Source organism: Streptomyces sp. NPDC055013, assembly GCF_053608645.1.
Genome location: NZ_JBSGVW010000002.1, coordinates 275385 through 297734 on the forward strand (window position 1 = coordinate 275385; position 22350 = coordinate 297734).

The window sequence follows — 22350 nt, forward strand, 5'->3', positions numbered from 1 at the left end:
GAATGGAGAGCATGAGCTCTCCCGAGACCGAGCCAGAACCCGAGACCGGCCCCGAGCCGGGACTCGGGGCCGAGGCTGACGCGGCCGGGCCGGTCGATGCCCTGCCGGCCGTCGCGCCCCAGCTCCGCGCGCTGCGCCGCCGTGCCTCCCTCACCCTGGAGGCCGCGGCCCGCGCCGCCGGGCTGTCGCCCGCGCATCTGTCCCGTCTGGAGACCGGGCGGCGCCAGCCCTCGCTGCCGATGCTGCTCGCGCTCGCCCGCATCTACGGTACGACCGTCTCCGAGTTGCTCGGCGAGACGGTCGCCGACCGGGACGCCGTGGTGCGTGCCGCCGACATGGAGCCGACCGCGGCCGGCGGCTGGACGTACTGGCAGGCGGGCGCGTCCGGGCGTGGCATGCAGGCCCTGCGCGTGCACGTGCCGTACGGCTCGCAGGGCGACATCGTGCGCGTGCATCCCGGCGAGGAGTGGCTCCACGTCCTCAAGGGGCGGCTGCGGCTGCGCCTCGGGGATGCCACGCACCGGCTCGCGCCCGGTGACAGCGCGCACTTCGACTCGCTCACCCCGCACCGGATCGCCGCCCTGGACCAGGACGGGGTCGAGCTCCTGTTCGTCCACACCCTGCTGCAGAGCCCCACGGCCACACTGTGTCTGGGCCCCACCCCTGGAGAGACGCCATGAGCAACATGGAGGAGAAGTTCCCGCGCGCCCTGTGGGTACGGCTCATCATCTACATCGCGGTGGGGCACGTCTTCGCGGCGTTCATCTACCTGCTGTTCGAGATGGGCGCACAGAAGTAGCCGGGAGGGGGCCGCTCGGCGTCAGTCGAGCAGCCGCTCCCGCAGCCGCTCCCGGGTCTCCGGGGTGAGCCGCAGGCCCTGCTCCAGGTAGGTGTCGACGCCGCCCCAAGCCTCGTCGATCGTGTCGAGGGCCGCCGTCAGATACTCGGCCCGCGCGTCGAACAGGGGGCTGAGCAGCTCCATGACCTCGGGCGAGTAGGCCGAGGCGTCGCTGCCGCTGCGGCGCACCTTGTAGCGGCGGTGCTTGGCGTTCGACTCCAGGTAGTCGGCGACGATCGCCTCGCGCTCGACGCCGAGGGCGAGCAGCGTCACGGCGATGGACAGGCCGGCGCGGTCCTTGCCGGCCGCGCAGTGCATCAGGGCCGGGACGCTGTCCTGCGCGAGGGAGTGCAGCACCTGGGAGTGCTCGGCGGTGCGCTCCTTGATGATCATGCGGTAGGAGGCGATCATCCGGCCGGCGCCCTTGCCGTCGGCCAGGATCTCGCGAAGCTGGTCGAGGTTGCCGTCCCGGACCATCTTCCAGAACTCGGCACCGTCCGCGGGGTCGGACAGCGGCAGGTTCACATTGCGTACGCCCCGCAGCTCCACGTCGGCGCCTTCGAGCTTCTGGTCGGCCGCGTTGCGGAAGTCGAAGATCGTGTGCAGCCCAAGGGTGTCGAGGAAGGCCGCGTCGTCCTCGGTCGCGTGCGCGAGGTGGCCGCTGCGGAACAGAACCCCGTGTCGCACCCGCCGTCCGTCCACGGTCGGCAGTCCGCCCACATCACGAAAGTTGCGAACTCCGGCCAGCTCGGGCTCGGTCGACGGGATCTGCTGCGTCACGGGGGCTCCTCCCAGTCGGCCCCGTCGACGCGGCTCGGCGATGCGGCCGACGGGGTGCGCACTCGACGATACGACATGGCTTCCTGGGCCAAGGAGTTGTCCACAGGCGTTGCCTCGGGATGGCCGGACTCTTGATTATGTTGATATTTGGCGGTATCTGTTCGTGTATGTTTTAGATCTGTGAGGGCTTGATGCTGGAGATCTCCGGCAACGGCCGTATGTGGCTCCTCTGCGGGCCGACCAGCAGTTATGCCGTCCACCTGACGGACGCCCACGAGCTCCGCATCTCCACTGGAGGCCGCGCATCGCCCTCGCCCTACGCCCGCTGCCCGAGTACCGGCCCTTCGAGTCCCCGATCGAGGGCCGCGAGGAGTACCTGGTCGAGGGCGGCCCCGCTTCGTACGACCCGCCCTGTCCGTGCGCACCGACGAGCGGCGTGGTACCGAGTGGGCGTTCGAGCGGTACGAGACCGAGGGCGACGAGCTGCGGTTGCGCTTTCGTGACGGCGGGCTGAACGTCACCCTGCACTACCGGATGCGCGCGGGCGTCGTGGAGCGCTGGGTGACCCTGGACGACCAGGGACCCGTCCTGGAGCTGCTGCGCGCTGACTCGGTCACCTGGGCGTTGCCCAACCCGGAGGGCCGGCAGTTGTCCCAGTTGCACGGACCCCTCACCTATGGGGAGAAGGTCATCGGCAGCCGTCGCGGACACACCGGGCATCAGCATTTGCCCTGGGTTGGTTGCGCTCGACACGACGCCACCGAGGAGCGCGGCGAGGTCTACCTCCGTCCTGCTGCGCCTCGCGACGGGGGAGTCCTTCACGACGCCCGTCTTCGCCGGCCTGTGGAGCGACGGCGGCTTCGGCGGGGCCAGCCGCGCCTGGCATGCGTACCAGCGCGCGTACGTGATCCCGAACGCGGACCGGGGCCGGCCGGTGCTTTTCAACTCCTGGGCGGCAACGGAGTTCGACATCTCCGAGGAGCAGTAGAGCCTGCTCGCGCGGCGTGCCGCGGCCGTCGGCGTGGAGCTGCTCGTCGTCGACGACGGCTGGTTCGGGAAGCGCATCAGCGACCGCGCCGGGCTCGGCGACTGGACCCCCAACCCCGACCGCTTCCCGTCCGGGCTCGAGCCGCTTGCCGAGTACGCGCACGCGCTCGGCATGCAGTTCGGCATCTGGGCCGAACCAGAAATGGTCAATGCGGACAGTGAGTTGTATCGCGCCCATCTGGAATGGATTCGATATTAAACGGAGCGGAATCGGACAGAACTTCGCAATCAGCTCGTACTGAATCCCGCGCGCGACGACGTCCAAGAGTACCTCTGGGTCGACCATGTGCGTGCTCCGTACGGCCTGCTGGACCGGCTCGCGCCGCTCACCCCGGCGTCGCCTTCGAGTCCTGCTCGGGCGGCGGCGGACGGATCGACATCGGCGCGCGCCGCCGTACCGACCAGGTGTGGACCTCGGACAACGCCGACCCTCTCGACCGGCTCGCGATCCAGCACGGCTTCAGCCAGATCCACCCGGCAAGGGCCATGGCCGCCTGGGTCACCGACAGCCCGAACGCCATGCTCAACCACCGGGCCGCCTCCCTGCGCTCGCCGAGGCGCGGGAGTGGGTGACGCTCCACAAGCAGATCCGGCCCGTGGTGCAACGCGGCGACCTCTATCGGCTGCGGCCTCCGGCGGGCGGCCTCGGTGCGGTGCAGTACGTGCTCGGTGACGAGACGGTCGCCCTGGCCTGGCTCCGGGCCCAGAGTTTTGGCGAACCCGCCCCGGTGCTGCGACTGCGCGCCTTCGGCCCGACAGCATCGGACGAATGCCTTGGAACGGGCGAAATTCGCCGAGGTTCTGTATTGGTGCATCACGGACTTCGCACCGGCCTACGCGGCGACCTTGATGCGACGGATATCCGACTGCGTCGCATCTAGGAGTTCTGTCCGAATTGGCGCCTTCATTCCAACTCGCTCTGGAGTAAAGGGAGCTGGAGAAGTGTCACGTGAGGAGCGTCATATTCGTGACCGTGCGTCGCTCGTCATGTCCACGTAATTCACGTGCTTTTCGAGGGGTTTTGAGTCGGACGACGTCCCGACAATTCACGGAGTGTGACCGGTAATTCCCACAAGGGATCAACAGGAACGCATTCGGACGGAACCCCTCACTTGTTCCCGTGCGTCTTTCTCGCTTACGTTCCACACCAATCCGGACGGACGCCTAATCCTGCCGCCGACCGGATCCCGCGCTAACTCACCCGTACCCGGCAGGAGCGGGGGACCCACAGGTACAACCGCCTGTTCCGGTCTCCGGAACGGCTTGGGGTCAAGTCGCGTCCCGACGCGGCCGGGCATCTCCAGCCCGCACCCGACAGCTCACCTCGCAGGCGCCGGAGAGGAATTCGCCATGCCCGCGAAGGGTAAGCATCGCCGCCCGAAGTCCCTGCGCTTCACCCGCTCCATCGCCGTCGCCGGAACCGGTGGCGCCGCTCTCGCTCTCCCGCTCATCGGAGCCACCGGCGCCCACGCCGCTCCTTCTCAGTCCGTTTCGAAAAAGGCCGTTCAGTCCGCTCCGGTCGCCGCGAAGAAGGCAGAGAAGAAGGCCACCGACAAGAAGGCGGATGCGCGGACCTATTCGGTCAAGGTCGGCGACTACCTTGCGAAGATCGCCGACGACCAGAACGTCAGCGGTGGCTGGAAGAAGCTCTACGCCGACAACCGTGAGGCCGTCGGCACGGACCCGGCGCTGATCCACCCGGGTCTGAAGCTCACCATCGGCGGCAAGAAGGCCGAGACGAGCGCCCCCAAGTCCTCGTCCGCGCCCTCCTCCTCCGCGCCTTCGAAGTCGTCCTCGGACGCGACCGCCTCGAAGTCCTCGGCGTCCAAGCCCGCCGCGTCGAAGACCACCACCACCGCGCAGAGCGCCGAGAACACCAGCGCCTCCAGCGGCTTCTCCGCCCCCCTCGACGGCGCCACCCTCGGCACCGCCTACAAGGTGGCGGGCAGCATGTGGTCCAGCGGCTACCACACCGGCGTCGACTTCTCCGCCCCGACCGGCACCCCGCTGAAGGCAGTTGGCGCGGGCACCGTCGTCTCGGCCGGCTGGGGCGGCGCGTACGGCAACCAGGTCGTCATCCAGCTCGCCGACGGCCACTACGCCCAGTACGCCCACCTGTCCTCGCTGTCCGTCTCCAGCGGCCAGTCCGTGACGGCGGGCCAGCAGATCGGCCTCTCCGGCGCGACCGGCAACGTCACCGGCCCGCACCTCCACTTCGAGATCCGCACCACCCCGGACTACGGCTCGGACCTGGACCCGGTCTCCTACCTCCGCTCGAAGGGCGTCTCCATCGGCTGACGCCTGCCGCGCAACAACCTGCCTGACACGCTGCCGAAGGCCGGACCCCGATCCCCGGGTCCGGCCTTCGGTCTGCGTACAGAGGGCTGTGTGGCGGTTGCGCCCACAACACCCCTGATCAGAGGGTTATTCCACGTTTGGTGAACACTTTAGGAGTGGCTTATCTCACCGATCGTCAACCCCGTCCTACGGTCGCGTAGGTCACATTCGAAGGTGAATCATGGGCCGATGTGGCAGACGATTCGAAGAGTGACAGCAGATCAGTGATCGGGTCGTACGTTGCGGTGGGGGACAGCTTCACCGAGGGCGTCGGCGACCCCGGCCCCGACGGGGCGTTCGTCGGCTGGGCCGACCGGTTCGCGGTCCTGCTCGCGGACCGACGACCCGAGGGCGACTTCAACTACACGAACCTCGCCGTGCGCGGCAAACTGCTCGACCAGATCGTCGAGGACCAGCTTCCGAAGGCCGCCGAACTGGCCCCGGACCTGGTCTCGTTCTGTGCGGGCGGCAACGACATCATCCGGCCCGGCACCGATCCCGACGAGGTCGCCGAGCGCTTCGAGCGGGCGATCGCCCGGCTCACCTGCGAGGTCGGCACCGTCATGGTGACGACCGGTTTCGACACCCGTGGCGTGCCCGTGCTGAGACATCTGCGCGGCAAGATCGCCACGTACAACGGTCATGTGCGGGCCATCGCCGACCGGTACGGGTGCCCGGTCCTCGACCTGTGGTCCCTGAAGACCGTTCAGGACCGCCGGGCCTGGGACCACGACCGGCTCCACCTGTCTCCCGAGGGGCACACGCGCGTGGCGCTGCGCGCGGGCCAGGTGCTCGGCCTGGAGGTCCCGGCCGACCCGGACCAGCCCTGGCCGCCGCTCCCGCCCCGCGGCACCCTCGACATCCGCCGCGACGACGTCCAATGGGCCCGCGAGTACCTGGTGCCCTGGATCGGGCGGCGCCTGCGGGGCGAGTCGTCGGGGGACCACGTCACGGCCAAGGGCGCGTTGTCCCCGGACGACATCAAGATGCGGATCGAATCGGTGGCTTGAGAGCGGTTCGCCATCGGGTTCGCGGTGACGTGCAGGTGTGGGCCGTGCCGACGTGTGATCGGTACGGCCCACACATGCGCCGGCGTCAGCGCGACAACGCCGTCAACGCCTCCCGCTCCAGCCCCAGTTCCCGGGCGAGCGCCTCGTCCACCCACTCCTGGGCACGCGCGCGTGAGACCGCGCCGCGGTACGACGTCATCTGCACGGCGAGCCCGTCCAGGAGGGCCGTCAGGCGCAGGGCCGCACCCATGGGATCCGGGCAGCGGAACTCGTCCGCGGCCACGCCCTCCGCGATGACCTCGGCGATGGCGGCCTTCCACTGCCGGTCCAGGTCCCGCGTGACCTCCTGCAGCGCGGGTTCGCGCAGCGCCGCCGCCCAGCCCTCGATCCACAGCCGCCAGCCCTTGGCCTGGCCGGTCGGCGCGTACCAGCGCACGGCCGCCCGCAGTCGGCGCAGCGCCGTCGTACGACGCCCGAGGACCCGTCGCAGACGGGCCAGGTCGCCCTGGGCCGCGTACGTGAACGCGGCGGCGACCAGCTTCTCCTTCGTGGCGAAGTGATAGAGCACCAGCGCGTTGCTCACCCCGAGCGCCGCGGCCACGTCGGCGATCCTGACCGCCGCCACGCCCCGCGCCTCTATCTGCTCCACGGCGGCACGCAGCAACTCCTCACGCCGCTCCGCCACGCTCAACCGCACTCTTGCCACTCGGCCACCCTAAGGCTTGCAGCGGCCGTTCCCGGGCCGAGGCCGAGTCGGGGCCCGGGGCCCTTGCGGTCACCGGAGTTGACCGAACCGCTCGGCGATCACCGGCAACCGGTCCTCCGCGATCGCGTGCGCGGCGGCCCGGGGCGTCGTCCCGTCGGTCTCGGCCCGGGCCAGGGTGAGGTCGGTCAGGGCGCGCATCGAGCGCCGTGTGTGGGCGAAGGCATCGTCCGCGTCCGGACCGACGTCGCCGAACAGCGTCCACCACCACCAGGCGTTCGTGGCCGAGTTGACCACGACGTCCGGCAGCACGGTGACGCCCCGCGCGGCCAGCAGCTCCTCCGCCTCCGGCCGTACCGGCATGTTGGCCGCCTCGGCGATCCAGCGGGCGGTGATCCGCCCCTGGTTGGCGGCGTCGATCACGTACGAGACGGCTGCCGGAACCAGCACCTCCGTCTCGGCCGACAGCCAGGCGTCACCCGGCAGTTCGCGGTCGCCGGGCCGCAGCGCCGCCCGGTCGACCGTGCCGTGCGCGTCCCGTGCCGCCAGCAGGGTCTCGATGTCGAGGCCCGCCGGGTTGGCGATCGTGCCCTTGATGTCGGCGACGGCCACGACGGTGAGCCCCGCGCGCGTGAGGAAGCGTGCCGTGGCCCCGCCCATGGTCCCGAGCCCCTGCACGGCGGCGCGCGTCCTCCAGTACGGCACACCGGCCCTGTCCAGGGCGGTGAGCACCGACTCGGCGACCCCGCAGCCGCCGACCAGCTCGTCGAGCCCGATGCCGTCCACCTCGACCGCGAACGCGTCCGCGAGCCGGGTGCGGGCGCCGGCCTCGTCGTCGAGCAGCGGATACACGGCCTGGACGGACGAGACGAGCCCCGCCTCGGCGGCGGCCCGGTCGACCACGTCCTGGGAGAGCCCGAGGTCCTCGCCCGTGGTCCAGAGGTTCTCGATGTAGGGCCGCATGGTCCGCAGGTAGCGCACGAGGACCCCGTACGCCTCCGGATCGCGTGGATCGCAGTCGATGCCGCCCTTGGCGCCGCCCAGGGGGATGTACCTGGCCTCGGGGTCGTAGTGCAGGGCTTCTTTCATGCTCATGCCGCGGGCGAGCCCGGTGACCTCGTCGAGCGTGCAGCCCGGCCGCATGCGCAGCCCGCCGCTGGACACACCCCGTACCAGCCGGTCGACGACCAGGAAGCCCTGGCGGCCGGTGACGTGGTCGGTCCAGGTGAGCGACAGCAGGGGCGTGGTCATGGGGTCTCCGGGGTGGGGAGGGGAGAGGAGAGGGTGAGCGAGGGCCGCGTGCCGCGCGCGGCTACTGAACGATGGGTCAGTATCGGAGGGAGGGCGGGGACATGTCAATGATGGGGCCTGGATCTCCAGGGGCGGGGTGACGTGCCGAGGCGATTCAGGACCACCGGCCGGGGGCTAGGGGTTGTGGGACCGGGGGGCGTCCGGGGTTGTCGGAGGGGCCGACCATAATGGAATGCCTCACCGACTCCACCTGGAGGTACCGTGGCCGGTTTCCGTCTTCCGAGCTCCGGGCTGCGTGCCCTGCGGCCCGAGGCCTTCGGCGTGGACCCGAGCGGTGAGCGCATGGCGCGCATCCGCAGATCACCGCACTTCCGGGACGGGGTCTTCCAGAACCCCGGGGGTACCGCACGGACCAGACCTTCCGGATCGATGCTGGAGTTCGCCAAGGTCTTCTTCGACCGGGACACCCGGCCCCATCGAGTCCCGAAGGGCACCGTGCCGGTGCACCCCACCACCTACGCCGACCTGGCGAAACCGCCCGTCAGCGGGCTGCGCCTGACCTGGATGGGGCACTCCAGCGTCCTCGCGGAGATCGACGGCCACCGTGTGCTCTTCGACCCCGTCTGGGGCGAGCGCTGCTCCCCCTTCCCCTTCGCCGGGCCCAAGCGACTGCACCCCGCGCCCCTGCCGCTCGCCCAGCTCGGCCCTGTCGACGTCGTGGTCATCTCCCACGACCACTACGACCACCTCGACCTGCCCACGATCAAGGCACTGGTCGGCACGGACACGCTCTTCGCCGTACCGCTCGGCGTCGGCGCCCACCTGGAACACTGGGGCGTCTCGGCCGACCGGGTGCGCGAGCTGGACTGGCACGAGACGACGAAGGTCGGCGGCCTCAGTCTTACGGCCACCCCCGCCCGTCACTTCTGCGGCCGCGGGCTGCGCAACACCCAGCACACGCTCTGGGCGTCCTGGGTCGTCGCCTCCGACGAGCACCGGATCTACCACAGCGGGGACACCGGCTACTTCGACGGCTTCACGGACATCGGCGCCGACCACGGCCCCTTCGACGCGACGATGATCCAGATCGGCGCCTACTCGGACTTCTGGCCCGACATCCACATGACGCCGGACGAGGGCGTCCGCGCCCACCTCGACCTTCAGGGCGGGGACCCGACTGCGGGCGTCATGCTGCCGATCCACTGGGGCACCTTCAACCTGGCGCCGCATGCGTGGGCGGAGCCGGGGGAGTGGACGATGCGCGCCACGCACAAGGCCGGGGCCACGATGGCGGCTCCGCGCTGCGGCGAGCCCTTCGAACCTGCCTCGATGCCGCCCCTGACGCCGTGGTGGCGTGAAGTGGCCGAGACGCCCGCCGGGGGATGGCCGACGTGGCCGCCGGTCGCGTCGGGGCCGGACGGGGCGGCGGTCGTCTAGCGCGGGTTCTGTACGGAGCCGGTCGCGTCATTGGGCGCCTGCCCCAGTGCAGCGGCCGCCCCACTTACCGCGCCTGCCCGACTGCAGCGCCCGCCCAGTGCGGCGGCCGTCCCATCTACGGCGCCTGCCCCAGTGGGCGGCCGCCCCATGTACAGGGCCCGCCTCCGTGCGGCCACTGCCCCAGTGGAGCGGTCGCCCCATCTACAGCGCCCCCCATGCTGCGCCCGCGCAAGGCTGCGGCCGGCGCAGGGCCGGGTGCCGGGGTGGCGTCCGGCGAGACGATGGGGCCGGTCAATGGTTCCGTGCGCCCTTGCGAGACCGTTCGCGCGGGGCGTGCGTGAGTGTGGCGGGGCGCCCACGGGGCCGTGCGCGCCGTTACGGCCTGTGACGCTTTGGGGGGTGGACGGGTGGGCGTGCGGATGCTGAATCGTCCCGGCCAGGGCGGGCAAGGGCATGGGAGCCAGGAGTCGGCGCGGCGTGCGGCGTACGAAGTGCCCCGTAGTCCGACCTTTGATCATGACTGCTTCTGACCAGGTCTGATCGTTCGATTTCCGCTTGTGGGCGAACGGTGGGGCGGGTTATCGGTCTGTCGTACGAGACCTCATACCAGAGCGGGACGCTGCCTGCGGGACTTTGTCAACTGCCCACCGCACTTGATGCGGAGGCGACTACTGTCAGTGTCCGTCGGGCGACGCGGAGCCGAATTCGTCGGTTCTGCCGACCGACATCGCTATGGCGCACGCCCCGGGCCGCGCAGACCGCGCGCATCCCAGGCCCCGACCGACGGACCAGTACGAGGACCCCGATGTCTCATCTCCGCGCCCCGGCCGCACGCGCTGACCGCCGTGAGGGCGGGCGGCACGGGCGCCCGGCCGCCCGCACCGCTACCGCGCTGCCCGAGACCCACATACGGCCCCAACTGCTGCGTCTGGCCGTGCTGCCGCCGGTCGCGGTGACCCTCAGTGCCTTCGCGGCCGTGCTGTTCGTCGTGCGGTCCACCGGAGTACGGCCGAGCCTCACCCTGTGGGGCGTGCTCGCCGGCGCGGTCTCGGTGACCCTGGCGGGCATCCTGATCGCCGCGGTGGCCGCCAACCGCACCGCCAGGTCCGTGAGCGACCGCATCGGCGCACTGCGCCGCAGGAGCGCGCGCGGCGAGGCCGATCTGCGGGCCCTGGTCGAGACCCTGCGGCGTGGCGAGGCGCCGCCGAAGCGCAGGCAGCGCAGCGGTCCGCCCGACGGCGCCGACGACTTCGAACTGCTCGCCGCCGATCTGGCCCGTGCGCAGGACGGGGCCGTCACCGCCGTCGTCCAGGCCTCCCAGCTCTCCAGCCAGGCGGGCAGCGAACAGAAGCTCGAGGTCTTCGTCAACCTCGCCCGGCGCCTTCAGTCGCTCGTGCACCGCGAGATCTCCATCCTCGACGAGCTGGAGAACGAGATGGAGGACCCCGATCTGCTCAAGGGCCTCTTCCACGTGGACCACCTCGCCACCCGCATCCGCCGTCACGCCGAGAACCTCGCCGTGCTCGGCGGCGCCGTCTCCCGTCGGCAGTGGAGCAACCCGGTCTCCATGACCGAGGTGCTGCGCTCCGCCATCGCCGAGGTGGAGCAGTACTCGCGGGTCAAGCTCGTGCCTCCGATCGACGGCACCCTGCGCGGGCACGCCGTCGCCGACGTCATCCATCTGCTGGCCGAACTGGTCGAGAACGCCACGGTGTTCTCGGCTCCGCACACCCAAGTGCTGCTCCGCGCCAACCTCGTGACCTCGGGGCTGGCCGTCGAGGTCGAGGACCGCGGCCTCGGCATGCCGGTCGGCGAGCAGAACCGCATGAACGCCCTGCTCGCCGACCCCGACCAGGTCAACGTCGCCAGCCTGCTGGCGGACGGGCGCATCGGGCTGTTCGTCGTCTCGCAGCTCGCCAAGCGGCACGGCATCCATGTGCGTCTGCAGACCAACATCTACGGCGGAGTCCAGGCCGTACTCGTCGTGCCGCAAGGGTTGTTGGGGACGGAACCGGGGGCTCGCGCCGGCGTGGAGGGCGCGCAGGAGCCGCACGGGGCGGCGGGCACGCCCGTACCGCCGCACGTCCCGTCGCCGGCACGCCCGCAGCAGCCGCGGCCGCCGCAGACGCCGGTGTCACCGCAGCAGTACGGGCGGCATGCGTCGACCGCGTCGGAGGGCGGGCAGCGAGGTGCGGCCGAGGCGTCCAGGGGCGTGCCGCGTCGGCAGCAGCCGCCGGCCGGCGGGATGGGCGCGGCCCCCGGAGCGAACGGCACCGGACCGGCACCGCTGCCCGTGCGCGGCGCCCACGACGAGCGGGCCAACCCCGCGGAGGCCCTGCCCGGCATCAGGCCCGACGAACGTGGCCGCGTCGAGGAGAACACCGCCGCACCGCTGGCCCCGCGCACCGGCACCGTCCGCGGCACCATGGGCAAGCCCCAACTGCCCCGACGCCGGGCCCAGGAACACATCGCCCCGCAACTGCGTGACGGCCCCACACCGCGTCAGGAGTCCGACCAGCTTGCCGGGCACGACCCGGGGCTGATGGCGGCATTCCAACGAGGTGTCGGGCTCGCGGAGACACAGCAGCACATGGAGTCGGCAGACGTGGAGTCGCCGCACATGGAGTCGCCGCACACCGTCACCCCGCAGGGGACCACTTCCGCCTACACCTCCTCCCCGCACCAGGCCTCCGACACGACGTCGGCCGACCCGGACCCCACGGGCCTGGGCCACACGTCCCCCGAGCCCACCCGCCTGGAGTCCGTCCGCCCGGTGCAGACCCACCTGGAGTCGACGAGCCTCGACACGCGGCACCCGCAGCCCCCACACCTGCGCCCGACGGCCCTGGATGGACTGCACACAGACGTGACCCCCATGACCCCCCGTCCCTCCATGGACGTATCGCCCATGGACCCGGTCCACACCACCGAGAGGCAGCCCGGGTCCGCGCCCGGCGCCGACCACACCCCCTGGCACGACGGGAGCGCACCAGCCGGATGACCACGTTCATGACCAGTTCGACATCCGCCTGGAAGTCCACCCCCACCCCCAGCGCTCCCGCTGACCTTCGTACCTCAAGGAGTCGATCCATCATGGCGAGCGAAGCGCAGACCGCCCATGTGTCCGATCTCGACTGGCTGATGAGCGGCCTCGTGCAGCGCGTACCGCACACCACCAGTGCGGTTCTCCTCTCCTGCGACGGGCTCGTGAAGTCCGTCCACGGCCTCGACCCGGACAGCGCGGACCACATGGCCGCCCTCGCGTCCGGCCTGTACTCCCTCGGCCGGAGCGCCGGCGTCCGCTTCGGTGAGGGCGGAGAGGTGCGCCAGGTCGTCGTCGAACTCGACTCCACCCTGCTCTTCGTGACCACGGCCGGCTCCGGCACCTGTCTCGCCGTCCTGGCCGGCCGCGAGGCCGACGCGGCCGTGCTCGGCTACGAGATGGCGATGCTCGTCAAGAGCGTCCGCCCCTACCTGGTCACCGCTCCCCGGCAGCACTCCGTCGACCCCTCGGCGCTGAGGCCTTGAACGTGACGGCGGCCGGCGACGGGCCCTGGCTCGACGACGCGGCCGGACGGCTGGTGCGCCCTTTCACGGTCAGCAACGGCCGTACCCGGCCCACCATCGCGCTCGACCTCATGTCGCAGGTCATGGCCACCGGGGCGACCCCCCTCGGCTATCTCGGCCCCGAGCACGAGCAGGCGCTCGACCTGTGCCGCGGCCCGGTGTCGGTCGCCGAGGTCGCCGCCCATCTCAAGCTGCCGGCGGTGGTCACCAAGGTGCTGCTGTCGGACCTCGTCGACTGCGGGGCGGTCACCACCAAGCCCCCCGAGTTCCACCACAACCCGACTGACCGGGCCCTTCTGGAGGCAGTGCTCGATGGACTACGACGACAGCTCTGATCCCTTCCCCACCGCGCTGAAGATCTTGGTGGCGGGAGGGTTCGGGGTAGGCAAGACGACCTTCGTCGGCGCGGTGAGCGAGATCGCGCCGCTCAGTACGGAGGAGCTGCTCACCACGGTCAGCGCCGCGACCGACAGCCTCGAAGGGATCGAGAACAAGGTCGAGACGACGGTGGCCATGGACTTCGGCCGCATCACGCTCGATCCGGAACACGTCCTGTATCTGTTCGGCACGCCCGGACAGGAGCGGTTCTGGTTCATGTGGGACGAACTCTCCGAGGGTGCGCTCGGCGCGGTCATCCTCGCCGACACCCGGCGACTGGAGGAATGCTTTGCCGCCGTCGACTTCTTCGAACAGCGGGGCCTCGGATTCATCGTGGCGATCAACGAGTTCGACGGGGGCTTCCGGTACGACCCGGAGGAGGTCCGAGCCGCGATCGACCTCGACCCGCAGGTCCCCGTCGTCCGTTGCGACGCCCGGATCTCCAGCTCAGGAGTTCAGACCCTGCTGACCCTGGTCCGGCACCTCATCGCTCACGCGCCGGCACCCGCGCCGAGCCACGGCGCCCACATGTGACATCAGCACACACCAGCACGGAGCCGCATATGACGTACGCCCACAGCGACGGAATCCGCCCATGAGCCACGGCCCACCCCACCCGGTCGCTCGCCTGCTGCTCACCCCCGAGGACAAGGAGGCCCCTGCCCGTGCGCAGCGGTTGCTTCGGATGGGCCTGGGGGAACACCCCGATCCGGCCCTTGACGTCTTCGCGGACCATCTGGCCGAGCACACCGGGGCGCCGTACGCCATGGTCAACTTCATCGGCGAGAACCGTCAGTTCTTCGCCGGCCTGCATGTGCGGCCGGCCGTGAACCTGGCCCGCGCCGACGACAGCAAGCCCCAGCTGGGCCGTCATATGGAGCGCGACCATGGGTTCTGCCCCCATGTGGTCGTCCGACGCAAGGCGCTGGTCCTGGAGGACGTCCGCGACTATCCGCGGTTCGCCGGGAATCCGATCGTGGACGAGTTCGGAATCCGCTCCTATCTGGGCGCACCGCTCATCGACAGCAAGGGGATGGTGATCGGCACTGTGTGCGTCGTAGACGTGGAGCCGCGGCCGTGGGGGAAGGCGGGACTGGAGACCATCAAGGCGTCGGCGGCGGACCTGGTCGCCCGGCTGGAGCGTCGGGAGGCCGACGGGCTCCCCCTGCTGTGACTGCTCCGGGTCCGGGAGCGGCGACTAGAAACCGCGCCACACGTTGTCGAACGCGGCGTCCTCGATCGCCCGCCGTTGCCGTACGGCCTCCAGCTCCACGACCGCGTTGCCGACGGCGGCGAGGACGGTCGTGACCGTGTCGTCGGTGAGGTCGTCAGGGGAGTCGTCGGTCATGTCGCGCAACCCGGCGGCGGCAGCCAGGGCCGCGAGGACGGGCTCGCCCGACGCCCAGCGCTCCTCGGCCTGCTGCCGGGCCGCCGAGTCGACCGGCACCGACCGCCCGGCCCGCAGCGAGATCCGGTGGGCCCGCGGCCGGGCCGTGAGCCCCATGCTCTCCAGATCCGCGCCATAGGCCGAGGACAGTCCGCGCCCCCGGCGCCACAGCCAGTCCTCGACCGACTCGTAGGGCTCCTGCCGTACGAGTGACGAGGCGGCCTCGTCCAGCAGCCGGTCGCCCGTCGGAGCCTGCGCGCTCGGCGTGATGCGTTCGTCGTCGAGGACGAGGGACCCGGCCTCGATGAGGTCGAAAACCTCGGCCGCCGCGAGCGCGAGCGACAGTTCGCCCTGGCCCACGGGGCGGTCGGGTGCCATGTCCAGCGCGACGATCGCGAGGTCACGTGCGGTGTTCATGAGCGACTCCAGGTCAGTCGGCCGAGTACGGGACGGGAGCACCGGGACCGGCCGCGACGGCCGTCCCGGGGGCCCCTACCTCGATTGTCGCCGCCCAGAGGGCGTGAGGGGGCGCGAGTGGAGGGCGTGAAGGAAAGCTGTGGCGCTGCTTAAGAAATCCTCGATGGACCGCAGAGCCGCCGTACGGCAGATTGCTAGGCGATTCCACCCCCCTCCCCGGCCGCGGGCGCCTTCGGCATGCCCGTGGCCGGGACTCACCGTCAGGAGCCGTTCCGTGAAGGCGCTGGTCAAGGAGAAGGCGGAGCCCGGGCTGTGGCTCGCGGACGTCCCGGAGCCGGCCGTCGGACCGGGCGACGTACTGATCAAGGTGCTGCGCACCGGCATCTGCGGCACCGACCTGCACATCCGGTCCTGGGACGGCTGGGCGCAGCAGGCGATCCGCACCCCGCTCGTGCTCGGGCACGAGTTCGTCGGCGAGGTCGTCGAGACCGGGCGTGACGTCACCGACATCGCCGCCGGCGACCGGGTCAGCGGTGAGGGCCATCTGGTGTGCGGCAAGTGCCGCAACTGCCTGGCCGGCCGCCGTCATCTGTGCCGGGCCACCGTCGGCCTCGGCGTCGGACGCGACGGCGCCTTCGCCGAGTACGTCGCCCTGCCCGCCGCCAACGTGTGGGTGCACCGTGCGCCCGTCGACCTCGACGTGGCCGCGATCTTCGACCCGTTCGGCAACGCGGTGCACACCGCGCTGTCGTTCCCGCTGGTCGGCGAGGACGTCCTGATCACCGGCGCGGGCCCCATCGGCCTGATGGCGGCGGCCGTCGCCCGGCACGCGGGTGCCCGCAACGTCGTGATCACCGACGTGAGCGAGGAACGGCTGGAGCTGGCCCGCAAGGTGGGCGTGAGCCTGGCGCTGAACGTGTCCGAGGCGAGCATCGCCGACGGCCAGCGCGAACTCGGGCTGCGCGAAGGCTTCGACATCGGCCTGGAGATGTCCGGCCGCCCCGAGGCCATGCGCGACATGATCGCCAACATGACGCACGGCGGCCGGATCGCCATGCTCGGCCTGCCGGCGCAGGAGTTCCCGGTCGACTGGGCCCGGATCGTCACCTCGATGATCACCATCAAGGGCATCTACGGCCGTGAGATGTTCGAGACCTGGTACGCGATGTCGGTGCTCCTGGAGGGCGGCCTCGACCTCGCCCCCGTGATCACCGGCCGGTACGGCTACCGCGACTTCGAGGCGGCGTTCGCCGACGCGGCCAGCGGCCGTGGCGGCAAGGTCATCCTCGACTGGACCGCGTAAGTCACCCGCGTAAGTCACCTGCCTTTCTAGGAGCTTTGAGATGTTCGACTCCGTGCGCGACGACCTGCGCGCCACCCTCGACGAGATCCGCGCCGCCGGACTGCACAAGCCCGAGCGCGTCATCGACACCCCGCAGTCCGCGACCGTGAACGTCGCCGCGGGCGGCCGTCCCGGCGAGGTCCTCAACTTCTGCGCCAACAACTACCTCGGCCTCGCCGACCACCCCGAAGTGATCGCCGCCGCCCACGAGGCCCTCGACCGCTGGGGCTACGGCATGGCGTCGGTGCGCTTCATCTGCGGCACGCAGGAGGTGCACAAGGAACTGGAGGCCAGGCTCTCCGCGTTCCTCGGCCAGGAGGACACGATCCTGTACTCCTCCTGCTTCGACGCCAACGGCGGCGTCTTCGAGACGATCCTCGGCCCGGAGGACGCGGTGATCTCCGACGCCCTCAACCACGCGTCGATCATCGACGGGATCCGGCTGTCCAAGGCCCGCCGCTTCCGGTACGCCAACCGTGACCTGGCCGACCTCGAGCGGCAGTTGAAGGACGCGTCGGACGCACGGCGCCGGCTGATCGTCACCGACGGCGTCTTCTCCATGGACGGCTACGTGGCCCCCCTGCGCGAGATCTGCGACCTCGCCGACCGCTACGACGCCATGGTCATGGTCGACGACTCCCATGCCGTCGGCTTCGTCGGCCCCGGCGGCCGCGGCACCCCCGAGCTGCACGGCGTCATGGACCGCGTCGACATCATCACCGGCACCCTCGGCAAGGCCCTCGGCGGGGCGTCAGGCGGCTACGTCGCGGCCCGTGCCGAGATCGTCGCCCTGCTGCGCCAGCGCTCCCGGCCGTACCTCTTCTCCAACACCCTGGCCCCGGTGATCGCGGCCGCCTCCCTGAAGGTCCTCGACCTGCTGGAGTCCGCGGACGACCTGCGCGTTCGGCTCACCGAGAACACGGAGCTGTTCCGCCGCCGGATGACGGAGGAGGGTTTCGAGATCCTCCCCGGCGACCACGCCATCGCGCCCGTGATGATCGGCGACGCGTCCAAGGCAGGCCGGCTGGCGGAACAGCTGCTGGCGCGCGGCGTGTACGTGATCGGCTTCTCGTACCCGGTCGTGCCCCAGGGCCAGGCCCGCATCCGCGTCCAGCTGTCCGCCGCGCACTCGACGGACGACGTCAACCGTGCCGTGGACGCCTTCGTCTCGGCCCGCGCCGAACTGGAAGGCTGACGTCCGGCTCACGCCCGGACCTTGCGATAATCGATCTCATGATCGAAGCGCGGCGGCTCCACATCCTCCGTGCGGTGGCCGACCACCGCACCGTGACGGCGGCTGCCGCCGCGCTGTATCTCACGCCCTCCGCGGTCTCCCAGCAGCTCGCGGCCCTGGAGCAGGAGACGGGGCACCGTCTGGTGGAGCGCGGCGCGAAGGGCGTACGGCTGACCCCGGCCGGTGAGATCCTGCTCAGCCACACCAACGCCGTCCTCGCCCAGCTGGAGCGCGCGGAGGCCGAGCTCGCGGCGTACAGCTCGGGCGCGGCCGGCACGGTCACGGTCGCCTCCTTCGCGACCGGCATCGCCCTGGTCGTCGCGCCCGCGGTGGCCCGTCTCGCCGGGACCGCCCCCGGCATCCGCATCCGCGTCCAGGACGCCGAGGGCGACGCCAGCCTGCCGATGGTGCTGGACCGGCAGGTCGACATCGCGGTGGCCGTCGAGTACCGGGGGGCGCCGCCCGCCGACGACCCCCGCCTCGCGCACGTGCCGCTGTACGCCGAGCCCTTCGACGCGGTCGTCCCGGTGAGCCACCGGCTGGCGGACGCGGCCGAGGTCCCGCTCGCGGAACTGGCGAAGGACTCCTGGATCGGTCAGTACCCCGGCAACCCCTGCCACGACGTGGTCGTCCTGGCCTGTGAGAACGCCGGCTTCCAGCCCCGCCTCGAACACTCCTCGGACGACTTCCGCGCGGTCGTCGCCCTCGCGTCGGCCGACGCGGGCGTGGCGCTCGTACCGCGCTCGGCACTGCGCGGCATGGACCTCGCGGGGGTCGTCGTACGGCCCGTGGACGGGGTGGCCCCCACGCGCCGGGTGTTCGCGGCAGTGCGCCGGGGCGCGGAGGAGCATCCGTTGATCCGGCCGGTGCTGGACGCGCTGGGGGACGTGGCGGGGGAGTGAGGCTCCCGTAACACCGGTGTTTCATATCTGGGATAGCGTCCCGGATATGAAACATGTCGAAGGTGATGCCGATACCCCGGACACGGTCGACGCCCGCCTGGGCGCCCGCCTCGCCGAGCTGCGGGCCGAACGTGGCTGGTCCCTCGGCGAGTTGGCGGAGCGCAGCGGCATCAGCCGCTCGACCCTGTCCCGCGCCGAGCGGGCGGAGATCAGCCCCACCGCCTCGCTGCTGAACCGCCTGTGCCACGTCCACGGCCGGACCATGTCCCAGCTGCTCAGCGAGGTCGAGTCCGAGCCCGCGCTGCTGGTGCGGGCGACCGAGCAGCCGGTGTGGGAGGACCGTTCCTCCGGGTTCGTACGACGGTCCGTGTCACCGCCGCACGCCGGGCTGCGCGCGGAACTCGTCGAGGGGCGGCTCACCGAGGGCGCCGACATCGCGTACGACCGGCCACCCGTGCCGGGACTGGAGCAGCACATCTGGGTGCTGGAGGGGGCGCTCGACGTGACGGTTCAGGAGGCCGAGCACCATCTCGGCGCGGGGGACTGTCTGCGGATGCGGGTGTGGGGGCCCACTCGGTTCCGGTGCGCGGGGCCCGGAGCGGTGCGGTACGTGCTGGCGGTGGTGCTGCCGTGATCGTGACGCGCCTGGACGAAGGCCAACTGCTGGGCCAGGCGGAGGACTTGGCCGCCCTGCTGGTGGACACCGTGGAGGACGGGGCATCCGTCGGGTTCCTGGCCCCTCTTGACCGTACGGCGGCCATGGCCTGGTGGAAGGAGCGCGCGGCGGCCGTGGCCACCGGGCAGTGGGCGGTGTGGGTGGCGCGCGAGAGCGAGCGAACCGTAGGCACGGTCAGCCTGGCCTTCCCCGACAAGCCGAACAGCCGCCACCGGGCGGAACTGGTCAAGCTGATGGTGCACCGGGACACGCGGGGACAGGGCCTCGGCCGCAGACTCCTGACGACTGCGGAAGAGGCGGCGATCCGGGCCGGAGTCACGCTCCTCCACCTCGACACCGAGACAGACAGCCGCGCCGAGCGGCTGTACGGGGCGGCCGGCTGGACCCGGGCCGGGGTGATCCCGGACTACGCGGCGAACCCGGACGGAGCGCTGCGGCCGACGACGATCTACTTCAAGCGCCTGTGACCGATCGGCCCGTTGTCAGTGCCCCGTGGAACACTCTCCGACGTTGATCGAGCGTTGATCGACCAAGACATCGACAGCGGTCGAAGAGGCAGTACACACAGGGGGATTGGCAGTCATGGGCGTGACCATTTCGTTCGTCGGTGCGACCACGGAGGAGCTGGACAGGGCGGAGAAGGACCCGAGTTGGGCCGATGACCACCTCTCCGAGCTGTACGGCAAGGACTACCCGCTGCCGGACCGTCCCTACGGCGGCCCGGACAAGGCGTTCGGCGGCCTTCAGTTCCTGTTCGACGAGGCCGAGATATCACTCGAGTTCGTCCTGGACGGGTTCCAGATCCGGGACGACGGCACTCTCTTCGGATGGACCGCGGAGCAGATCGACAGCGTGGCCCGGGAGCTGCGGGCGACCCCGTGGGAGCGGCTTGCGGCCCACTACGACGCGGAGCGCATGGGGAAGAAGGATGTGTACCCCAACATGTGGCGGTTCGACCCCGAGGGGCAGCTGGAGTGGCTGGAGGGGGCGTACGAGGAGCTTGTCGAGTTCTTCGGTGGGGCAGCCGACCGCGGCCTCGGAGCGTTCATGACCTTCAGCTTCTAGAGGGCCCCATGCGCCGGGCCGACCCCGCTCACCAGGTGGTTGTCAGTGGCAGCCGCTACCGTGCCTGTCATGCCGGATGCCGAAGACGTACGCCGTATCGCCCTGTCCCTGCCGGATACGACGGAGAAGATCGCCTGGAGCATGCCCACGTTCCGGGTCGCGGGCAAGATGTTCGCCACGCTGCCCGAGGACGAGACCTCCATCGCCGTGCGCTGCCCCAAGGAGGAGCGCGACGAACTGGTGCTGGCCGAGCCGGACAAGTTCTGGATCGCCGACCACGAGGCGCAGTTCGCCTGGGTGAGGGCTTGGCTCTCCGCCCTGGAAGACGAGGACGAACTGCGCGACATCCTCGCCGACTCCTGGCGCCAGGCAGCACCGTCGAGCCTGCTGGAGGCGCATCCGGAGTTGGGGCTGCCGACGCGTGAGTGAGACCGGATCACACCCGGTGTGGTCGCGTGACTTCGGCCTGTTCTTCGTGGCCCGGGCCGTCGCCCAACTCGGCGACACCATGCTGCCGGTGGCCCTCGCCGCGGGCCTGCTGCAGCACGAGTACGGCGCCGGAGCCGTCGGTCTCGCCCTGGCCGCGACGTCCGCCGCCTTCGCCGGGCTCATCGTCTTCGGCGGGGTCATCGCGGACCGCTTCAGCACGCGCAAGCTGATGATCGGCGCCGACCTGGTCCGCCTCGGCACCCAGTCCGTGGCCGCCGTGCTCTTCTTCTCCGGGCATGTCGTGCTGTGGCAGATCTGCGCGATCGGCTTCGTCAACGGCGCGGCGGGCGCCGTGTTCCAGCCCGGCGTCGCCGGCACGGTGCCCCGGCTCGCCGCCGATGTCCAGGGCGCGAACGGCGCCATACGCGTCGCCGAGGCCGTGGCCCAACTCGCCGGCCCGGCCCTCGCCGGTGTGCTCGTCGGATTCGCTTCACCCGGCGGCGTGTTCGCGGCGCACGCGTCCACCTACGCGGTGAGCGCCCTGTGCCTCCTGTTGCTCCGCCTGCCCCCACGGGTCCGCCCGCCCGGCGACCGCGCAGTCCGCGGGACCAGGGTCTTCCGGGCCGATCTGGCGGAAGGCTGGCGGGAGTTCAGGGCTCGCACCTGGCTCTGGGGCGTCATAGCCATCTGGTGCGTCTACATGATCGCCGTGTGGGGCCCGACCGTCCCGCTCGTGGCTACGGAGGTGGTTCAGCAGCACGGACCGCGCGCCTACGGCCTGATCAACTCCGCGCTCGGCGCGGGTACCGTCGTGGGCGGTCTGCTGGCGCTGCGGCTGCGCCCGCGCCGCATGCTCCGCGCCGGCGCGATCGCGCTCGTCGCCTTCGCCGGCTTCCCCATGACGGTCGGCGCCGGCCTCGACGTTCCGGCCATGGCTGCCGGAGCCGCTGTCGCCGGGGCGGGCATGGCCTTCTGGAGCGTGATGTGGGCGACCAGTGTCCAGACGCAGGTCCCGGCCGATGTCCTCAACCGCATCCACGCGTACGACGTGGCGGGCTCCCTGGCGATGATGCCGGTCGGCCAGGCCCTCGCCGGCCCGGCCGCGGCGACCATGGGCACGGACCACGTGCTCCTGGTCGCCGCAGGCATGAGCCTCGTCGTCGTGGCGGCGCTGCTCTCGGTGCGTCCGATCCGGGACCTGGTGCGGGCCGACACCCCGACGACACGGGGACCGGCCCCCTCTCCGGCCCCGGCCCCGTCTCCGGACCCGGCAGGCGAGGGCGTGTGCCCCGAGCGGACCTGAAGCGGCCGGGCACGCGGAAACGAGTGCGCGACCACCGACCCGAGTGCGGTATTGTTTCCATGCGCGTTCGGCCGGGGGAAACCCCAGGTCAGACGGCACCGGGACGTGGCGCAGCTTGGTAGCGCACTTGACTGGGGGTCAAGGGGTCGCAGGTTCAAATCCTGTCGTCCCGACGGTGCGAAGGGTCTTCGCAGGCTAGAGCCTGTGAGGGCCCTTTTTCGCATGGGTCCCGGTACCGACCCGATAC

22 protein-coding genes, 1 tRNA gene, 1 pseudogene and 1 riboswitch are annotated in these 22350 nt (G+C 71.0%); of the genes and pseudogenes, 20 read left to right on the forward strand and 4 right to left on the reverse strand.

Annotated elements, in window-relative coordinates; genetic code table 11:
• Positions 1-11 precede the first annotated feature (11 nt).
• Both ACWGDB_RS03885 and ACWGDB_RS03890 read left to right on the forward strand, forming a co-directional pair.
• Complete coding sequence (locus tag ACWGDB_RS03885) at positions 12-680, forward strand: helix-turn-helix domain-containing protein (protein ID WP_453820946.1); 669 nt, start codon at positions 12-14, stop codon at positions 678-680.
• Entirely contained in the window at positions 677-799 is a 123-nt protein-coding gene (locus ACWGDB_RS03890) for a DUF6126 family protein (RefSeq protein ID WP_369274764.1), read from the forward strand. The genes ACWGDB_RS03885 and ACWGDB_RS03890 overlap by 4 nt, the downstream gene beginning before the upstream one ends.
• A gap of 21 nt (positions 800-820) precedes the next feature.
• On the opposite strand, the gene ACWGDB_RS03895 is transcribed toward ACWGDB_RS03890, so the two are convergent.
• Positions 821-1618 (reverse strand): tyrosine-protein phosphatase, encoded by a 798-nt coding sequence (locus tag ACWGDB_RS03895; protein ID WP_453820947.1) that lies wholly within the window; start codon positions 1616-1618, stop codon positions 821-823.
• A 191-nt stretch (positions 1619-1809) separates the two neighbouring features.
• Between ACWGDB_RS03895 and ACWGDB_RS03900 the strand changes: the two are divergent.
• The 3 genes and pseudogenes from ACWGDB_RS03900 (at position 1810) to ACWGDB_RS03910 (ending at position 6012) form a co-directional block, all read left to right on the forward strand.
• Positions 1810-3546, forward strand: a pseudogene (locus tag ACWGDB_RS03900) (alpha-galactosidase).
• Positions 3547-3853: 307 nt separating this feature from the next.
• Positions 3854-4011: riboswitch (cyclic di-AMP (ydaO/yuaA leader) on the forward strand.
• A 4-nt stretch (positions 4012-4015) separates the two neighbouring features.
• The gene (locus ACWGDB_RS03905) at positions 4016-4963 is read left to right on the forward strand and encodes a LysM peptidoglycan-binding domain-containing M23 family metallopeptidase (RefSeq protein ID WP_453820948.1); all 948 of its coding nucleotides are present in this window, start codon (positions 4016-4018) and stop codon (positions 4961-4963) included.
• Between the two features lie 263 nt (positions 4964-5226).
• Positions 5227-6012 carry an SGNH/GDSL hydrolase family protein gene (locus tag ACWGDB_RS03910; RefSeq protein ID WP_453821078.1) on the forward strand — a complete coding sequence of 262 codons (786 nt, stop codon included), beginning with the start codon at positions 5227-5229 and terminating at the stop codon, positions 6010-6012.
• Between the two features lie 85 nt (positions 6013-6097).
• Here ACWGDB_RS03910 and ACWGDB_RS03915 read toward each other — a convergent pair whose 3' ends face one another.
• Together ACWGDB_RS03915 and ACWGDB_RS03920 are read right to left on the reverse strand one after the other, a co-directional pair.
• A complete protein-coding gene (locus tag ACWGDB_RS03915; protein WP_453820949.1) occupies positions 6098-6718 on the reverse strand; it encodes a TetR/AcrR family transcriptional regulator in 621 nt (206 codons plus the stop codon).
• Between the two features lie 69 nt (positions 6719-6787).
• Positions 6788-7966, reverse strand: a complete 1179-nt coding sequence (locus tag ACWGDB_RS03920; protein ID WP_453820950.1) for a Glu/Leu/Phe/Val dehydrogenase dimerization domain-containing protein — start codon at positions 7964-7966, stop codon at positions 6788-6790.
• A 261-nt stretch (positions 7967-8227) separates the two neighbouring features.
• Between ACWGDB_RS03920 and ACWGDB_RS03925 the strand changes: the two genes are divergently transcribed.
• From ACWGDB_RS03925 to ACWGDB_RS03950, 6 genes are all read left to right on the forward strand, one after another.
• Positions 8228-9403, forward strand: coding sequence for an MBL fold metallo-hydrolase (locus ACWGDB_RS03925; RefSeq protein ID WP_453820951.1), 1176 nt, complete (start codon positions 8228-8230; stop codon positions 9401-9403).
• 805 nt (positions 9404-10208) lie between these two features.
• Positions 10209-12404, forward strand: coding sequence for a sensor histidine kinase (locus tag ACWGDB_RS03930; RefSeq protein ID WP_453820952.1), 2196 nt, complete (start codon positions 10209-10211; stop codon positions 12402-12404).
• A gap of 92 nt (positions 12405-12496) precedes the next feature.
• Positions 12497-12931, forward strand: coding sequence for a roadblock/LC7 domain-containing protein (locus tag ACWGDB_RS03935; protein WP_453820953.1), 435 nt, complete (start codon positions 12497-12499; stop codon positions 12929-12931).
• A 2-nt stretch (positions 12932-12933) separates the two neighbouring features.
• Positions 12934-13305, forward strand: a complete 372-nt coding sequence (locus tag ACWGDB_RS03940) for a DUF742 domain-containing protein (protein ID WP_328430358.1) — start codon at positions 12934-12936, stop codon at positions 13303-13305.
• Entirely contained in the window at positions 13283-13882 is a 600-nt protein-coding gene (locus tag ACWGDB_RS03945) for a GTP-binding protein (RefSeq protein WP_383600375.1), read from the forward strand. Before ACWGDB_RS03940 ends, ACWGDB_RS03945 begins: the two co-directional genes overlap by 23 nt.
• Before the next feature lie 61 nt (positions 13883-13943).
• A complete protein-coding gene (locus tag ACWGDB_RS03950; protein ID WP_453820954.1) occupies positions 13944-14522 on the forward strand; it encodes a GAF domain-containing protein in 579 nt (192 codons plus the stop codon).
• Between the two features lie 24 nt (positions 14523-14546).
• On the opposite strand, the gene ACWGDB_RS03955 is transcribed toward ACWGDB_RS03950, so the two are convergent.
• Complete coding sequence (locus tag ACWGDB_RS03955; RefSeq protein WP_453820955.1) at positions 14547-15152, reverse strand: GOLPH3/VPS74 family protein; 606 nt, start codon at positions 15150-15152, stop codon at positions 14547-14549.
• A 274-nt stretch (positions 15153-15426) separates the two neighbouring features.
• On the opposite strand from ACWGDB_RS03955, the gene tdh reads away from it, so the two are divergent.
• From tdh to ACWGDB_RS04000, 9 genes are all read left to right on the forward strand, one after another.
• Positions 15427-16455 carry an L-threonine 3-dehydrogenase gene (tdh, locus tag ACWGDB_RS03960; RefSeq protein ID WP_453820956.1) on the forward strand — a complete coding sequence of 343 codons (1029 nt, stop codon included), beginning with the start codon at positions 15427-15429 and terminating at the stop codon, positions 16453-16455.
• Between the two features lie 40 nt (positions 16456-16495).
• Entirely contained in the window at positions 16496-17689 is a 1194-nt protein-coding gene (locus tag ACWGDB_RS03965; RefSeq protein ID WP_453820957.1) for a glycine C-acetyltransferase, read from the forward strand.
• Between the two features lie 38 nt (positions 17690-17727).
• Positions 17728-18630 carry a LysR family transcriptional regulator gene (locus ACWGDB_RS03970; RefSeq protein WP_453820958.1) on the forward strand — a complete coding sequence of 301 codons (903 nt, stop codon included), beginning with the start codon at positions 17728-17730 and terminating at the stop codon, positions 18628-18630.
• A gap of 46 nt (positions 18631-18676) precedes the next feature.
• Positions 18677-19264: a helix-turn-helix domain-containing protein gene (locus tag ACWGDB_RS03975; RefSeq protein ID WP_453820959.1), complete on the forward strand. Its 588-nt coding sequence runs from the start codon at positions 18677-18679 to the stop codon at positions 19262-19264.
• A complete protein-coding gene (locus ACWGDB_RS03980; protein WP_453820960.1) occupies positions 19261-19773 on the forward strand; it encodes an N-acetyltransferase family protein in 513 nt (170 codons plus the stop codon). Before ACWGDB_RS03975 ends, ACWGDB_RS03980 begins: the two co-directional genes overlap by 4 nt.
• A 115-nt stretch (positions 19774-19888) precedes the next feature.
• Positions 19889-20371, forward strand: a complete 483-nt coding sequence (locus ACWGDB_RS03985) for a YfbM family protein (RefSeq protein ID WP_453820961.1) — start codon at positions 19889-19891, stop codon at positions 20369-20371.
• 69 nt (positions 20372-20440) lie between these two features.
• Positions 20441-20800 (forward strand): MmcQ/YjbR family DNA-binding protein, encoded by a 360-nt coding sequence (locus tag ACWGDB_RS03990; protein ID WP_453820962.1) that lies wholly within the window; start codon positions 20441-20443, stop codon positions 20798-20800.
• A complete protein-coding gene (locus tag ACWGDB_RS03995) occupies positions 20793-22103 on the forward strand; it encodes an MFS transporter (RefSeq protein ID WP_453820963.1) in 1311 nt (436 codons plus the stop codon). The genes ACWGDB_RS03990 and ACWGDB_RS03995 overlap by 8 nt, the downstream gene beginning before the upstream one ends.
• A gap of 99 nt (positions 22104-22202) precedes the next feature.
• A tRNA-Pro gene (locus ACWGDB_RS04000) sits at positions 22203-22276 on the forward strand.
• Positions 22277-22350 lie beyond the last annotated feature (74 nt).